This window comes from Streptomyces sp. NPDC088124, from assembly GCF_040685895.1.
In the GTDB taxonomy this organism is placed as follows: Bacteria; Actinomycetota; Actinomycetes; order Streptomycetales; family Streptomycetaceae; genus Streptomyces.
Window position 1 is genome coordinate 11,153 of record NZ_JBFBJB010000003.1, and the last position, 13,797, is coordinate 24,949.

At 72.1% G+C, this 13,797-nt stretch carries 15 protein-coding genes and 3 tRNA genes; 12 read left to right on the plus strand and 6 right to left on the minus strand.

The annotated features are described in order from the left end of the window. The first annotated feature begins 9 nt into the window (after positions 1-9). From AB0P17_RS02705 to AB0P17_RS02725, 5 genes are all read left to right on the plus strand, one after another. Positions 10-1,683 carry an NADH-quinone oxidoreductase subunit M gene (locus tag AB0P17_RS02705; RefSeq protein WP_365807316.1) on the plus strand — a complete coding sequence of 558 codons (1,674 nt, stop codon included), beginning with the start codon at positions 10-12 and terminating at the stop codon, positions 1,681-1,683. Beyond that, on the plus strand, positions 1,680-3,260 hold the full coding sequence (locus AB0P17_RS02710) for an NADH-quinone oxidoreductase subunit N (protein WP_365806958.1): 1,581 nt from the start codon (positions 1,680-1,682) through the stop codon (positions 3,258-3,260). Before AB0P17_RS02705 ends, AB0P17_RS02710 begins: the two co-directional genes overlap by 4 nt. Before the next feature lie 272 nt (positions 3,261-3,532). Continuing rightward, complete coding sequence (gene htpX, locus AB0P17_RS02715; protein WP_365806960.1) at positions 3,533-4,396, plus strand: zinc metalloprotease HtpX; 864 nt, start codon at positions 3,533-3,535, stop codon at positions 4,394-4,396. Next, the gene (locus AB0P17_RS02720; protein ID WP_365806962.1) at positions 4,393-4,785 is read left to right on the plus strand and encodes a YccF domain-containing protein; all 393 of its coding nucleotides are present in this window, start codon (positions 4,393-4,395) and stop codon (positions 4,783-4,785) included. The genes htpX and AB0P17_RS02720 overlap by 4 nt, the downstream gene beginning before the upstream one ends. 317 nt (positions 4,786-5,102) lie before the next feature. Next, positions 5,103-5,372, plus strand: coding sequence for a GlsB/YeaQ/YmgE family stress response membrane protein (locus AB0P17_RS02725; protein ID WP_365806964.1), 270 nt, complete (start codon positions 5,103-5,105; stop codon positions 5,370-5,372). Here AB0P17_RS02725 and AB0P17_RS02730 read toward each other — a convergent pair. The 3 genes from AB0P17_RS02730 to AB0P17_RS02740 all read right to left on the minus strand — a co-directional run bounded on the left by AB0P17_RS02730 (position 5,358) and on the right by AB0P17_RS02740 (position 7,244). Next, positions 5,358-6,098 (minus strand): alpha-ketoglutarate-dependent dioxygenase AlkB, encoded by a 741-nt coding sequence (locus tag AB0P17_RS02730; RefSeq protein WP_365806965.1) that lies wholly within the window; start codon positions 6,096-6,098, stop codon positions 5,358-5,360. The two genes, AB0P17_RS02725 and AB0P17_RS02730, sit on opposite strands and share 15 nt — an antisense overlap. After that, on the minus strand, positions 6,095-6,616 hold the full coding sequence (locus AB0P17_RS02735; RefSeq protein WP_365806967.1) for a methylated-DNA--[protein]-cysteine S-methyltransferase: 522 nt from the start codon (positions 6,614-6,616) through the stop codon (positions 6,095-6,097). Before AB0P17_RS02735 ends, AB0P17_RS02730 begins: the two co-directional genes overlap by 4 nt. Positions 6,617-6,755: 139 nt before the next feature. Then, complete coding sequence (locus tag AB0P17_RS02740; protein WP_365806968.1) at positions 6,756-7,244, minus strand: YajQ family cyclic di-GMP-binding protein; 489 nt, start codon at positions 7,242-7,244, stop codon at positions 6,756-6,758. Positions 7,245-7,464: 220 nt separating this feature from the next. Here AB0P17_RS02740 and AB0P17_RS02745 point away from each other — a divergent pair. After that, a tRNA-Tyr gene (locus AB0P17_RS02745) sits at positions 7,465-7,546 on the plus strand. A gap of 113 nt (positions 7,547-7,659) precedes the next feature. On the opposite strand, the gene AB0P17_RS02750 is transcribed toward AB0P17_RS02745, so the two are convergent. Both AB0P17_RS02750 and AB0P17_RS02755 read right to left on the minus strand, forming a co-directional pair. Further along, on the minus strand, positions 7,660-8,319 hold the full coding sequence (locus AB0P17_RS02750; RefSeq protein ID WP_365806970.1) for an NAD(P)H-binding protein: 660 nt from the start codon (positions 8,317-8,319) through the stop codon (positions 7,660-7,662). A 67-nt stretch (positions 8,320-8,386) separates the two neighbouring features. Beyond that, positions 8,387-9,676 carry a hydrolase gene (locus AB0P17_RS02755; protein ID WP_365806971.1) on the minus strand — a complete coding sequence of 430 codons (1,290 nt, stop codon included), beginning with the start codon at positions 9,674-9,676 and terminating at the stop codon, positions 8,387-8,389. Positions 9,677-9,935: 259 nt separating this feature from the next. On the opposite strand from AB0P17_RS02755, the gene AB0P17_RS02760 reads away from it, so the two are divergent. From AB0P17_RS02760 to AB0P17_RS02785, 6 genes are all read left to right on the plus strand, one after another. Continuing rightward, positions 9,936-10,008: transfer RNA gene (locus AB0P17_RS02760), tRNA-Thr, on the plus strand. Positions 10,009-10,055: 47 nt separating this feature from the next. Next, positions 10,056-10,128: transfer RNA gene (locus AB0P17_RS02765), tRNA-Met, on the plus strand. A 93-nt stretch (positions 10,129-10,221) separates the two neighbouring features. Continuing rightward, positions 10,222-10,386 (plus strand): 50S ribosomal protein L33, encoded by a 165-nt coding sequence (gene rpmG / locus AB0P17_RS02770; RefSeq protein ID WP_003956487.1) that lies wholly within the window; start codon positions 10,222-10,224, stop codon positions 10,384-10,386. Positions 10,387-10,473: 87 nt separating this feature from the next. Then, complete coding sequence (locus AB0P17_RS02775; protein ID WP_365806973.1) at positions 10,474-10,926, plus strand: MaoC family dehydratase N-terminal domain-containing protein; 453 nt, start codon at positions 10,474-10,476, stop codon at positions 10,924-10,926. A 5-nt stretch (positions 10,927-10,931) separates the two neighbouring features. After that, a complete protein-coding gene (locus AB0P17_RS02780; RefSeq protein WP_365806975.1) occupies positions 10,932-11,360 on the plus strand; it encodes a MaoC family dehydratase in 429 nt (142 codons plus the stop codon). Positions 11,361-11,547: 187 nt separating this feature from the next. Then, positions 11,548-12,603 carry a UDP-N-acetylmuramate dehydrogenase gene (locus tag AB0P17_RS02785; protein WP_365806977.1) on the plus strand — a complete coding sequence of 352 codons (1,056 nt, stop codon included), beginning with the start codon at positions 11,548-11,550 and terminating at the stop codon, positions 12,601-12,603. A 33-nt stretch (positions 12,604-12,636) separates the two neighbouring features. On the opposite strand, the gene AB0P17_RS02790 is transcribed toward AB0P17_RS02785, so the two are convergent. Beyond that, positions 12,637-13,668 (minus strand): adenosine deaminase, encoded by a 1,032-nt coding sequence (locus AB0P17_RS02790; RefSeq protein WP_365806978.1) that lies wholly within the window; start codon positions 13,666-13,668, stop codon positions 12,637-12,639. Positions 13,669-13,797: the final 129 nt, after the last annotated feature.

Here is a 13,797-nt window from a genome sequence, read left to right on the forward strand (position 1 = left end):
GAGTCCGTGATGCAGTTCCTTCTCGCGTTGATCATCGTCGGACCGCTCGTCGGCGCCGTCGCGGCCCTGCTCCCGGCGCCGCCCGGGCTGCGGGGCACCAGCCCCGACCAGGCCGTCCTGCGCCACGGCGTGACCGTCACCGGCGCGGTCCTCATCGCCGCGATCGTCCTCGCGCTCGGCTTCGACCACGACCAGCCGTCGAAGATGCAGGCCACCACGGACATCAGCTGGATCGCGGCACTGGACGTGCGCATCCACCTCGGCGTCGACGGCATCTCACTCCCCCTTCTGGTCCTGACCGCGCTGCTGACCTTCCTCTGCGCGCTCTACAGCTACTTCAAGATGCCTCAGGGCCCCTCGCCCAAGGCATTCGTCGCCCTGCTGCTCGTGCTCGAATCCGGCACGCTGGCGACCTTCGCCGTCCTGGATCTGATCCTGTTCTTCCTGGCCTTCGAGATGGTGCTCATCCCGATGTACTTCCTCATCGCCCGCTGGGGCGGCTCGGAAGGCGTCACCGGCGGCCGGCAGGCCGCCGCCTGGAAGTTCATCCTCTACACACTGCTCGGATCCGTCGTCATGCTGCTCGGGCTGCTCCTGATCGGGCTCAGCGCGGGCACATTCGACATGATGGCACTCGCCACTGACAACGGGTCAGAACTCAGCACATCCGTGCAGGTCACGGCCGTTCTGGCGATCGGTCTCGGGCTCGCCGTGAAGACGCCGATGTGGCCCCTGCACAGCTGGCTCCCGGACGCCCACACCGCCGCGCCGACCGTCGGCTCCGTACTCCTCGCCGGCGTACTGCTCAAGATGGGTACGTACGGATTCGTCCGGATCGTCCTGCCGGTCGCCCCCGAGGGCATGCGGGTCTTCGCCCCCTACCTCGCCGCCCTCGCCGTCGTCGGCATCATCTACGGCTCCCTCGCCTGCCTCGCCCTGGCCAAGGAAGGCGCGGGCGGCGACCTCAAACGCCTGATCGCCTACTCCTCCGTCGGCCACATGGGCTTCGTCCTGCTCGGCATCGCCACGATGACGCCGACCGGCGTGAACGGCGCGCTCTTCGCCAACATCGCCCACGGCCTCGTCACCGGCCTGCTCTTCTTCCTGGTCGGCGCACTCAAGGACCGGTACGGCACCGCCGACCTCGACACCCTCGCCGGGGCGACCGGCGCCGCGCTGTACGGCCGCGCCCCCCGCCTCGGCGGACTGTTCGCCTTCGCCGCGGTCGCCTCCCTCGGGCTGCCGGGCCTCGCCGGGTTCTGGGGCGAGATGCTCGCCCTGTTCGGCGCGTTCGACCCGGCGGAGGGGCTGAGCCGCCCCGCCTTCCTCACCTTCATGGCCGTCGCCGGGTTCGGCACTCTGCTGACCGCCGCGTACCTGCTGATCGTCGTACGCCGCGTCTGCATGGGTGTGCCCTCCGGCGACCATGGCCACGGTCCGGGCACGCACGGAGCCCTGGGCACCGCGGACGGACCGGGCGGACCGGGCGGACGGGGCGCGCCGGGCGGACGGGGCGCGCCGGGCGGACCGGGCGCGCCGGGCTTCGCCGACGTACAGACCTACGAGATCGCCGCCTGGACCCCGCTCGTCGCGCTGACCGTGCTCGCCGGTCTCTGGCCCGCGGTCCTCCTCGGCCTCACCGACCCCGCCGTGCAGCAGCTCCTCGCAGGAGGCAAGTCGTGACCGTGGCCGCCGAGAGTGCCGGGGCCACCGGCCTCGTCCAGTCCGTCGACTGGCTCGCGATCGCGCCGCCCACCCTCGCGGCGGTGGTCGCCCTGATCATCCTGGTCGCCGACCTCTTCGTACCGGAGCACCGCAAGCCGCTCCTCGGCGGCCTCGCGATCGCCGGTCTCGCCGCCGCGCTCGGCACCCTCCTGCCGCTGCGCTCCGGTGACCGCGCCACGTTCTGCCTCACCACCGCCCCGGACGTGTGCAGCTACACCGCGGACCACTTCGCGCTCGTCATCCAGCTCCTGGTGCTCGGCGGGGCGCTGCTCACCGCGCTGCTCTCGTACCACGACACACGCCGGCTGCCCGCGGGCGAGTTCTGGTTCCTGCTGCTCGCCTCGGCGGCCGGTGCGGCCCTGCTGCCCGCCGCCCGCGACCTGGCCACCCTCGTCGTCGCGCTCGAAGTGGCCTCCCTGCCGGCCTTCGCGCTGGTCGGGCTCCGCCGCGGCGACCGGCTCTCCTCCGAGGCCGCGCTGAAGTTCTTCCTCTCCTCGGTCACCGCGACCGCCGTGATGCTGCTCGGCGTCAGCTTCGTGTACGCGGCCACCGGCACCCTGCACCTCACCGAGATCGCCACAAGGCTGGACGACGTCCCGGGACAACTCGGCACCCTCGCCGAGGCGGGCGTCGCCCTCACCCTCGTCGGCTTCGCCTTCAAGACGGCAGCGGCGCCTTTCCACTTCTGGGTGCCCGACACGTACGTGGGCGCGCCGCTGCCCATCGCCGCCTATCTGTCCGTCGTCGGCAAGGCCGTCGGGTTCTCCGGCCTCATCCTGGTGACGGTCGTCGCGTTCCCCTCGTACCACGCCGTCTGGGGGCCGGCCCTCGCCGTCCTCGCCGCGTTGACGATGACGGTCGGCAATGTGGCCGCGCTCCGGCAGTCCGCCACGCGCGCGTGGAGCGCCGTACGGCTGCTGGCCTGGTCGTCCGTGGCCCAGGCGGGCTACCTCCTGGTGCCGATCGCCGCCGCCGCGTACGGCGGGGACGGCGGAAGCGGCACGGACGGCGGCGCGGACCGGATCGGGTCCACCGTCGCGTACGCCCTGATGTACGCGGTCGTCAACCTCGGCGCGTTCGCCGTCGCCGCCCTCGTCGCCCGTACGAAGCCGCTGAACCGTCTCTCCGACTACCAGGGTCTCTACGCCCACCGGCCGCTCGCCGCGCTCGCGATGGGCTTCTTCCTGCTCTGTCTGGCCGGGCTGCCGCCGGGCATCATCGGCCTCTTCGCCAAGGTCACCGTCTTCTCCACGGCGGTCGACGCCGGACTCGGCTGGCTTGCGGTCGTCATGGCCCTCAACGTGGTCGTGGCGCTCTACTACTACCTTCAGTGGACCGCCGTTCTCTTCCGCTCCCCGGAGGGGCGGGCGGAAAGCGCCGACACCCACGGAGCGGTGACCGCCGACGGTGAGTCGGCGGCCCTGACCCCGGCGCCCGCCCTCACGGTGGCCATCGCCCTGACGGCCGTCGCCGGCATCGCCCTTTCGGGCGCACCGCAACTGGTGCTGCGTTTCGCCGGAGTCAGCCTCTTCTGAGGGCGGCGCCGCCACGCGGCCACACCGGCCCGAGGCCACGACCGCACCGGCCCGAGGCCACGACCGCACCGGCCCGAGGCCACGACCGCACCGGCCCCGAGGCCCGGGCCGGTGCGCGTGCCACGACCACCCGGACGGCGTACGCCCCCGTCCGGGCGCGTCAGGGAACCCCGACCGCCCGCCTGGCGTTGACCAGAACGGAAGGGTCCACTGGAGAGGTGGGCAGCACCAGGCAAAAGGGTTCCCCTGCCACATGACTTGGAGGGCGTACCGTGCACCGCCGGCACAACGGGCTCAGGACCGCCGTACTCCTCGGGGGACTGTCCGCACTCATCATCGCGATCGGCAGTTTCTTCGGCAGTACGGGTCTGATCGTCGCGCTTGTCGTGGCGGTCGGCACCAACGCGTACGCGTACTGGAACAGCGACAAGCTGGCTCTACGCGCGATGCGGGCCCGCCCCGTCAGTGAATTCGAGGCGCCGCAGCTCTACCGCATCGTCCGCGAGCTGTCGACGGCCGCACGCCAGCCCATGCCGCGCCTGTACATCTCGCCCACCCAGGCGCCCAACGCGTTCGCCACCGGCCGCAACCCGCGCAACGCCGCGGTCTGCTGCACCGACGGGATCCTGCAGATCCTGGACGAGCGGGAGCTGCGCGGTGTCCTCGGCCACGAGCTGAGCCATGTCTACAACCGCGACATCCTGATCTCGTCGGTCGCCGGAGCACTCGCGTCCGTCGTGATGTTCCTGGTGAACTTCGCCTGGCTCATCCCCGTGGGCCGCTCGGACGACGACGACGGTCCGGGCATCTTCGGCATGCTCCTGATCATGATCCTGGGGCCGCTCGCGGCCTCGGTCATCCAGCTCGCGGTGAGCCGTTCACGGGAGTACGAGGCCGACGCGTCCGGCGCCCAGCTCACCGGCGATCCGCTCGCTCTGGCAAGCGCGCTGCGTAAGCTGGAAAGCGGAACGAAACAGCTACCGCTGCCGGCCGAGCCGCGCATCGAGACAGCCAGCCACATGATGATCGCGAACCCCTTCCGCCCTGGCCAGGGATTCTCGAAACTGTTCTCCACGCACCCGCCGATGGCGGAACGCATCGCCCGACTAGAACAGATGGCAGGTCCTCGAGCATGAAGACAATCCTGAACATTATCTGGCTCGTACTGAGCGGATTCTGGCTCTTCCTCGGGTACATGCTGGCCGGCGTCCTGCTGTGCATCACGATCATCGGCATCCCCTTCGGAGTAGCAGCCTTCCGTATCGGCGTCTACGCCCTGTGGCCCTTCGGCTACACCGCGGTCGACCGCCACGACGCGGGCGCGCCCTCGTGCGTGGGCAACGTCCTGTGGCTGGTCCTCGCGGGGTGGTGGCTCGCCCTCGGCCACATCGTCACCGGCATCGCGCAGTGCGTCACGATCATCGGCATCCCCCTGGGCCTGGCCAACTTCAAGCTGATCCCGCTCTCCCTGATGCCGCTCGGCAAGGAGATCGTCTCGACGGACCAGCCCTTCGTCTCCCGCTGACGGAGCCACCACGGCCACCACGGCCACGAAGGCCATGACAGCCACCACGGCCGTCACGGCCACCACGGACGGGACAGCCACCACAGCCGCGATCCCGGGAGCCTTCGGGGCTCCCGGGATACGCGTGCGCGCCGGGCACAACCCCGGCGCTGTTACCGAACGCGGACGTATGCCCTGGTGAACGCGGGGTAGTTGATCATTCAGCATCAGGGGCCCGGCCGGCCGTGTCGTCTGCCGCAGGCCCCTGATCACCGCAACCACGCCCCGCCCCAGCGGCGTCATTGAGGGCGATACCGCAAGAAAGGCAGGTTCAGGGCATGGGTGTCATCAGCTGGATCATTCTCGGGCTACTGGCCGGCGCCGCCGCCAAGATTCTGCTCCCCGGACGCGACCCCGGCGGACTGATCGGCACGACCCTCATCGGGATCGCGGGGGCCTTCATCGGCGGCTGGATCTCGACGACCTGGCTCGACCGGCCGATCAGCAACGACTTCTACGACGGAGCCACCTGGATCGCCGCCATAGGCGGCGCGCTCGTCCTGCTGATCGTGTACCGGATCCTCTTCGGCCACTCACGCTCCCGCTGACCCCGCCGGCGCCGTCAGGCCCGTCTCGCGCAGGGTGATGTTGAGCCGGCCGCCGCGCATCCCCGTCCCGGGACCGGCCGTCCCCGGATACACCTTGGGCACGCCGTGGTACGCGAAGCGGGACTCTCCTCCGAAGACGAAGAGGTCACCGGAGGAGAGCCGCACATCCGTGTACGGGCGGCCCCGCCCCTCCGGATGGCCGAAGCGGAAGACGCAGCTGTCCCCGATGCTCAGGGAGACCACCGGCGCGGCGGACCTCTCGTCCTTGTCCTGGTGCATTCCCATCCGCGCGTCGCCGTCGTAGAAGTTGATCAGCGCCGTGTCCGGGGCGTACGCCGCGGCGGTCGCCCGATCGGCGCCCGCCGCCACGAGCGCCGCGCGCCCCAACTCCGCCAGCCACCCGGGGAACTCCGCGACGCGGGCGCCGTTCACATCGCCCGCGTTCCGCGTGTAGCGGTACGGCTGCCAGTGCCAGCCCACACACACCGTCTGTACGGACATCACCCCGCCGTTCGGCAGCACCGTGTGCCGGATCGGCACCGGCCCCCGCGCCCAGCCCCGGCAGACCTCCACCAGCTCCCGCTGACGCCCGGCCGGCAACCACCCCGGCACATGCACGGCCCCGGGCGCCACCACGGTGCGCCCCCGTCCCGCCGCGACCGGCTCCGGGAACAACGCGTCGGGGCCTCCCGCCGCGCCGCGTTCTCCCGCCGGGCCGGCGCTCATGACGTCAGCGCGCCCTCCAGCCGGAGGAGCCGCTCCTTGCGCTCCAGTCCGGCCGCGTACCCCCGCAGCGCCCCGTCCGCGCCGATCACGCGGTGACACGGCCGTACGACGAGCAGCGGGTTGCGCCCGATCGCCGTCCCCACGGCCCGCACCCCCGCGCCGGACGCGCCGACCCGCGCCGCGATCTGCCCGTACGTCACCGTCACGCCGTACGGGACGGCGTCCACCGCCGCCCAGACCCGGCGCTGGAACTCCGTGCCCCCGGCCGCGTACTCGATGCCGAACTCCGTCAGCGCGCCCTCGAAATACGCCCCGAGCCGCTCCGCGATCGCGGCGAACGCCCCCGGCGCCCGGACCCAGCCGTCCCGGACGACCGCCGCGCCCTTCTGGCCCGGCAGGGAGAGCGAGGCGAGCGCCACACCGCCCCGCGCCGTGGCGGACTCCGCGCCGGCCAGGAGGACTTCACCCAGCGGGCTGTCCACAGTGGCGTACAAGGTGGTCCTCAAGGTGACTGTCATCACTCGCTCCTCTCCGAGCGGTGCGTTCCACACCCGCCCGCCCGCGCTCAGTGACGAGTCTGCGTCCTCCGGAACCACGAAGCTGGCGGAATTCGGACACCGCACCCACCGCCCGGGCGCGGTCCCCGAACCGCCTTCCTCAGCGGTAGTTGACGAACTGGAGGGCGAAGTCGAAGTCCTGCCCCTTCAGCAGCGCGATCACGGTCTGGAGGTCGTCCCGGCTCTTCGAGCTGACCCGCAGCTCGTCGCCCTGCACCTGTGCCTTGATGCCCTTGGGGCCCTCGTCACGGATGATCTTCGCGACCTTCTTGGCGTTGTCCTGGGAGATGCCCTCCTCGATCGACGCGAAGATCTTGTACTCCTTGCCGGACAGCTGCGGCTCGCCCGCGTCCAGCGCCTTCAGCGAGATGCCACGCTTGATCAGCTTGGACTGGAAGACGTCGAGGATCGCGCTGACCCGCTCCTCCGAGTTGGCCTGCATCAGGATCTTCTCGCCGGACCAGCCGATCGAGGCCCCCACGTTCTTGAAGTCGTAGCGCTGGGAGATCTCCTTCGCGGCCTGGTTGAGGGCGTTGTCGATCTCCTGCCGCTCGACCTTCGAGACGATGTCGAAACTGGAGTCGGCCATGTCCTGTGGCTCCTTGTATCGGTCTGCCTGTATGGATGCTTGGGCCGTGCCGGACGCCCCGGACGCCGACGGCCGTTCGCCGTAAAGCCTAGTCACCCGGGACCGCTCCGAGCGCGGAACAATCCGGTGGCGGAGCACCCCCTGGCATCGGGTATCGTTTACGTCGTTGCCAAGGAGCACCGGCCCGAAAAGGCCGGCTCGGACGGCAATGACATCCCATGGCGGTGTGCCCGAGTGGCCAATGGGAGCGGACTGTAAATCCGCCGGCTTAGCCTTCCCAGGTTCGAATCCTGGCGCCGCCACGCGATCGAGATGGCCCCTTCCGCACGGAGACGTGCGGAAGGGGCCATTCGCATGAGGGCGGCCACCCCGAACGGACGGGGCGGCCGCCCGTTCGCCGCCGCCCCGCCCGTGGTCAGCCGCCGTTCGCCGCCGCGTTCACCGCGTCCGCCACCGGGACCGTCCCGCCGATCAGCTCCAGGGTCAGGCCCGCCGTGCCCGGCGTCTCCAGCAGCGCCGCCAGCACCGCCGCCACGTCGTCGCGCGGCACCGCGCCCCGCCCCGTCGACTCCGCCAGCGCGACCAGCCCCGTACCCGCGTCGTTCGTCAGCGCGCCCGGCCGCAGGATCGTCCAGTCAAGACCCGGCCTCGACCGTACGGAGACGTCCGCCGCGCCCTTGGCGCGCTGGTACGCGTCGAAGACCTCGTCGCCCGCGTGGTCGGGGTCCGCGCCCATCGACGAGACGACCAGGTGGCGGCGGACGCCCGCGCGCTCCGCCGCGTCCGCGAAGAGCACCGCCGCGCCGAGGTCCACCGTCTTCTTGCGGGCCGCGCCGCTGCCGCCGCCCGCGCCCGCCGCGAACACCGCCGCGTCCGCGCCGGCCAGCACCGCCGCCACCGCCTCGACCGAGGCCGACTCCAGGTCCAGTACGACCGGTTCGGCGCCCGCGTCCCGCAGCTCCGCCGCCTGAGCCGGGTCGCGGATGATGCCCGCCACCCCGTGTCCGCGCGCGGCGAGCAGACGCTCCAGCCGCAGCGCGATCTGGCCATGTCCTCCGGCAATCACGATTCGCATGGTCACGACCGTACGCCGGGACGCCGCGTCCCGCGCAGGGGTGCGGCCGACGGCCGGCCGCCGTGCCTCACGGGCCCGCGCCCGACCGTCCCTGGCGCGGCAGCTCCGGCAGCTCGGGCAGGGCCGCCGCGGCCGAGTCGCAGTACTCCCGTACCGCACTGGTCCGCGCCACCACCCGCCCCCGGTGGATCACGATCCTGCTGTACGCGAGCGACAGCGCCCCCTCGATCCGCTCCCCGCGCACCGCCAGCAGCTCCGCCGGGAAGCCCGCCTCCACCCGCACCTCCGGCAGCCCCATCGCGGCCCGCGCCACCCGGCTCACCGCGCCGTACGCGTCCGCCGCCCGTACCCCGCCCTGCGAGGCCAGCAGATACGCGGCCTCCAGCGGATCGCCGCGCCCCACCGGGTTCGACACGTCCCGCAGCGCCCCGCCGCCCGCCGCCAGCCGCACGCCCGCCGCCCGCAGCAGCTGTACGGCAGCCACCCCGCCCACCCCGCGCGCCCCGCCCGCGGGCTCCCTACCGGGCCGCTCCACGCCCCCGCAGCCGCCCTGCGGCAGGCAGACCACGGTCACCCCGGCCGCCGCCAGCTGGTCCGCCGCCCGCGCCGCCACCTCGGCGGGCAGCGCGGCCAGCCCCGCGCACGGCCCGAGCGTCACCCCGGCCTGCACCCCACCCGCCAGTGCCGCGAGCCGCGCGATCCTGGCCGGCTCCGTGCCCTGCGTGTGCAGATCGACGGGGCAGCCGTGCTCCGCCGCGATCTCCAGCACCGCCTCCACGTACCCGGCCGGATCGGGGTCGAGGTCCGGGCAGCCGCCCACCACCCCCGCGCCCATCTTCACCGCGTCGCGCAGCATGGCGAGCCCGTCGGCACCCGCGAGCCCGGTCAGCAGCCGGGGCACCGCGACGGCGGTCAGATCGGCGAGCCCGCGCAGCGAGCGGCGCGCCTGGAGCACCGCGGCGAGCCGGCCCAGCTCCTGCGCGTCCCCGATCCGTACGTGGGAACGCAGCGCGGTCGCCCCGTGCCCGAGCTGGAGGAGCGTGGCCTCGGTGGCCCGGCGCTGCACGTCTTCGGAGGTGTACGGGACGGGCCCCGAGGCGGCGAGGTCGGCGCTCAGCGCGGTGTCGCTGTGGGCGTGCGGCTCGGCCGGGGCGGGGAGCAGCAGATAGCCGCCGAGGTCCAGGCGCGCGGCGCCGGTGCCCGGCGGGAGGCTGCCCGCGGTGCCCACGGCCTCGATCCGGCCCGCGCCGATCCGTACGTCGACGGTCCGGCCGTCGGCGAGCCGGGCGCCGCAGAGCACGAGCGCGCTGGTGTCGGCCGTGGCCCCGTCGGGCGGCTGCGGCGGGCTGTCGGACATCGGGCTCCTGGGGGGAGGTGTTCCGCGCGGTGTGCAAGGTCACGGAGCGTGTGCCGAGCCTAGGGGCGCCCGGGCCGGGCTTCACGGAGGAGCGGAATAGTCGTACCGGCGAGCCCGTGGCAGGACGCCGGACCCGCGCAGGAACCGTGCCGGAGCGGGTCCGGAAGTGGCCTGTGACACAGGGCGTGACAGCTGGGGCGACGGGCCACGAAACGGATTTGGGCGATCGGCGGGCGACCGTGTAATGTCTTCATCGCTCGCCCCAATAGCTCAGTCGGTAGAGCGTCTCCATGGTAAGGAGAAGGTCTACGGTTCGATTCCGTATTGGGGCTCAGATGTTCGGTGATCCTCGCCTCCGGGCGAGGAGATCCAGCATCGAAGCGGTGTAGCTCAGTCGGTAGAGCAAGCGGCTCATAATCGCTGTGTCACCGGTTCAAGTCCGGTCACCGCTACACAAAAGTAGCCGATTGTGGGGTCGGTCCTTCGATCGGCTACTCTTTTATGCGTTCATCCTTTCATCCGTTGTCCGTCCAAGGAGCACTCACGTGGCTGCCACCGACGTCCGCCCGAAGATCACGCTGGCCTGCGTGGAGTGCAAGGAGCGGAACTACATCACCAAGAAGAACCGGCGTAACAACCCGGACCGTCTTGAGATGAAGAAGCACTGCCCGCGCTGCAACTCGCACACCGCGCACCGCGAAACGCGCTGAATCAGGCTCGCATGCGAGGCCGTCCCCGGTTGGGGACGGCCTCGCGTCGTTTGTTGTGGTCACTTACATCAGGGAGGGAGCGAGTCAGTGGCGCTCGATCAGTCCTTCGTGGGGCGGAGCTATCCGCCCACCGCGCCGTACGAGGTCGGCCGGGAGAAGATCCGTGAGTTCGCCGAGGCGGTGGGCGACACCAACCCGGCGTACACCGACCCGGAGGCCGCCAAGGCGCTGGGACACACCGATCTGATCGCGCCGCCGACCTTCGTGTTCGCGATCACCTTCAAGGCCGCGGGCGAGGTCATCGCCGATCCGCAGCTCGGTCTCGACTACAGCCGGGTGGTCCACGGCGACCAGAAGTTCACGTACTCCCGCCCCGTGCGCGCGGGGGACCGGCTGGCGGTCACCTCCACCATCGAGGCGATCAAGTCGCTCGCCGGGAACGACATCATCGACGTGCGCGGCGACGTGCACGACGAGGCCGGCGAGCATGTCGTGACCGCCTGGACCAAGCTGGTGGCACGCGCCGCCGAGGGGGCGTGAGACCGATGACCGCGAAGATCGGTTACGACGACGTCGAGGTCGGTACGGAGCTGCCGCCGCTGAGCGTGCCCGTCACCCGCGCGACGCTGGTGCGGTACGCGGGCGCCTCCGGGGACTTCAACCCGATCCACTGGAACGAGAAGTTCGCGAAGGAGGTCGGACTCCCCGACGTCATCGCCCACGGCATGTTCACCATGGCCGAGGCGATCCGCGTGGTGACCGACTGGACGGGCGACCCGGGAGCCGTCGTCGAGTACGGGGTCCGCTTCACCCGGCCCGTCGTCGTCCCCAACGACGACACGGGCGCGCTGGTCGAGGTCAGCGCGAAGGTCGCCGCGAAGCTGGAGGACGGCCGGGTCCGGGTGGATCTGACGGCGACGAGCGCGGGGCAGAAGGTGCTGGGCATGGCCCGCGCCGTCGTCCGCCTCGCCTGACGCACCACCGGGCCCTCCGGCCCCGCCGGTAAGGGGCGCCCGCAATTGGCGGGTGCCCCTTACGCATGCCCGCCCCGGGCCTCGGCTCGCGCCCGCTCGTGCCGGTTCACGCCCCCCCCGCTCGTGCCCGTTCACGGCCCGCCCCGGGCGACGGCCCGGTGCGGGCCACGGCCGTACTCTTGTCCCCGTGCACGAACTCCACGATGCCCCCCTCGCCCCCCTGACCACCTTCCGCCTCGGCGGCCCCGCCACCCGCCTCGTCACGGCGGTCACCGACGACGAGGTGATCGCCGCCGTGCGGGAGGCGGACGATGCGGGCACCCCGCTCCTCATCATCGGCGGCGGCAGCAATCTGGTCATCGGCGACCGGGGCTTCGAAGGCACCGCCCTGCGCATCGCGACCAAGGGCTTCACGCGCGACGGTACGGCGCTGGAGCTGGCCGCCGGTGAGGTGTGGACCGACGCCGTCGCCCGGACCGTCGAGGCGGGCCTCGCGGGCGTCGAGTGCCTCGCCGGCATTCCGGGTTCGGCCGGCGCCACCCCGATCCAGAACGTCGGCGCGTACGGCCAGGAGGTCTCCACGACCATCACGGAGGTCGTCGCGTACGACCGCGCCGCCCGCAAGACCGTGACACTCACCGGCGCCGAGTGCGGCTTCTCGTACCGCCACAGCCGCTTCAAGCAGCACCCCGGGCGCTGGGTCGTGCTGCGGGTCCGTTTCGGCCTGGAGGACGCGGGCGGGCTCTCCGCCCCCCTCAAGTACGCCGAGACGGCCCGTGTCCTCGGCGTCGAACCCGGCGACCGGGTCCCCGCCACCACCGCCCGGGACACCGTCCTCAAGCTGCGGGCCGGAAAGGGCATGGTGCTCGACCCGGAGGATCACGACACCTGGTCCGCGGGGTCCTTCTTCACCAACCCGATCCTCACCGACGCGCAGTACGCGGAGTTCGTGGCACGCGTCCGGGCCCGGCTCGGCGACGACGTGACACCCCCCGGCTTCCCGGAGGGGGAGGGGCGCACGAAGACCTCGGCGGCCTGGCTGATCGACCGCGCCGGCTTCACCAAGGGGTACGGCACGGGCCCGGCCCGTATCTCCACCAAGCACACCCTCGCCCTCACCAACCGGGGCGCCGCGCGCACGGAGGACCTGCTCGCCCTCGCGCGCGAGGTGGTCGCGGGGGTGTATGACGCCTTCGGGATCACCCTGGTCAACGAGCCGGTGACGGTGGGCGTCAGCCTCTGAGGCCCCTGAAACCGCGAAGCCTCTGCGGACCGGTCAGGCGGCCAGCCAGCCGTCGATCCCGGCCAGCAGTTTCTCCCGCACCGCGGGCGGCGCCGCGGACCCCCGTACCGACTGGCGGGCCAGCTCGGCCAGCTCCGCGTCGGTGAAGCTCTGGTGCAGCCGCGCCAGTTCGTACTGCGCCGCCAGCCGGGAACCGAAGAGCAGCGGGTCGTCCGCGCCGAGCGCCATGGGGACCCCGGCGTCGAAGAGCGCCCGCAGGGGGACGTCCTCGGGCTTCTCGTAGACGCCCAGCGCGACGTTCGAAGCGGGACAGACCTCGCAGGTCACGCCCCGCTCCGCGAGCTTGCGCAGCAGCCGGGGGTCCTCCGCGGCGCGGACGCCGTGCCCGATCCTGGAGGCCCGCAGATCGTCCAGGCAGTCCCGTACGGACGAGGGCCCCGTCAGCTCGCCGCCGTGCGGCGCGGCCAGCAGCCCGCCGTCCCTGGCGATCGCGAACGCCCGGTCGAAGTCCCTGGCCATGCCGCGCCGCTCGTCGTTGGAGAGCCCGAACCCGACGATGCCCCGGTCCGCGTACCGCACCGCGAGCCGGGCCAGCGTCCGTGCCTCCAGCGGGTGCTTCATCCGGTTCGCGGCGACCAGCACGCGCATCCCGAGCCCGGTCTCCCGCGACGCGGAGTCCACCGCGTCCAGGATGACCTCCAGCGCCGGGATCAGTCCGCCGAGGTGCGGGGCGTACGAGGTGGGGTCGACCTGGATCTCCAGCCAGCCGGAGCCGTCCCGCACGTCCTCCTCGGCGGCCTCGCGCACCAGCCGCTGGATGTCCTCGGGCGCCCGCAGGCAGGACCGGGCGATGTCGTACAGCCGCTGGAAGCGGAACCAGCCGCGTTCGTCGGTGGCGCGCAGTTTCGGGGGTTCGCCGCCGGTCAGCGCGTCGGGGAGATGGACGCCGTACTTGTCGGCGAGCTCCAGCAGCGTCGAGGGCCGCATCGAACCGGTGAAGTGCAGATGCAGATGAGCCTTGGGCAGCAGGCTGAGGTCCCTGGGGCGGGGGGTGGTGCTCTCCATCCATAGATTCTGCTGCACGGAAAGGGCACCGGCGGCCACTTTCCCCGATCGAGATCTTGTCCGAAGGCGGCTCCGAGTGCGGCTCCGGAACCGGGAACGGGTCCCCGGCCGGTGGCCGGGGACCCGTCG

Coding starts and splice junctions, on each gene's coding strand:
- AB0P17_RS02705 (WP_365807316.1), top strand. CDS start 10: ATGCAGTTCCTTCTCGCGTTGATCATCGTCGGACCGCTCGTCGGCGCC.
- AB0P17_RS02720 (WP_365806962.1), top strand. CDS start 4,393: ATGAAGACAATCCTGAACATTATCTGGCTCGTACTGAGCGGATTCTGG.
- AB0P17_RS02725 (WP_365806964.1), top strand. CDS start 5,103: ATGGGTGTCATCAGCTGGATCATTCTCGGGCTACTGGCCGGCGCCGCC.
- AB0P17_RS02730 (WP_365806965.1), bottom strand. CDS start 6,098: ATGAGCGCCGGCCCGGCGGGAGAACGCGGCGCGGCGGGAGGCCCCGAC.
- AB0P17_RS02735 (WP_365806967.1), bottom strand. CDS start 6,616: ATGACAGTCACCTTGAGGACCACCTTGTACGCCACTGTGGACAGCCCG.
- AB0P17_RS02740 (WP_365806968.1), bottom strand. CDS start 7,244: ATGGCCGACTCCAGTTTCGACATCGTCTCGAAGGTCGAGCGGCAGGAG.
- AB0P17_RS02750 (WP_365806970.1), bottom strand. CDS start 8,319: ATGCGAATCGTGATTGCCGGAGGACATGGCCAGATCGCGCTGCGGCTG.
- AB0P17_RS02755 (WP_365806971.1), bottom strand. CDS start 9,676: ATGTCCGACAGCCCGCCGCAGCCGCCCGACGGGGCCACGGCCGACACC.
- AB0P17_RS02780 (WP_365806975.1), top strand. CDS start 10,932: ATGACCGCGAAGATCGGTTACGACGACGTCGAGGTCGGTACGGAGCTG.
- AB0P17_RS02790 (WP_365806978.1), bottom strand. CDS start 13,668: ATGGAGAGCACCACCCCCCGCCCCAGGGACCTCAGCCTGCTGCCCAAG.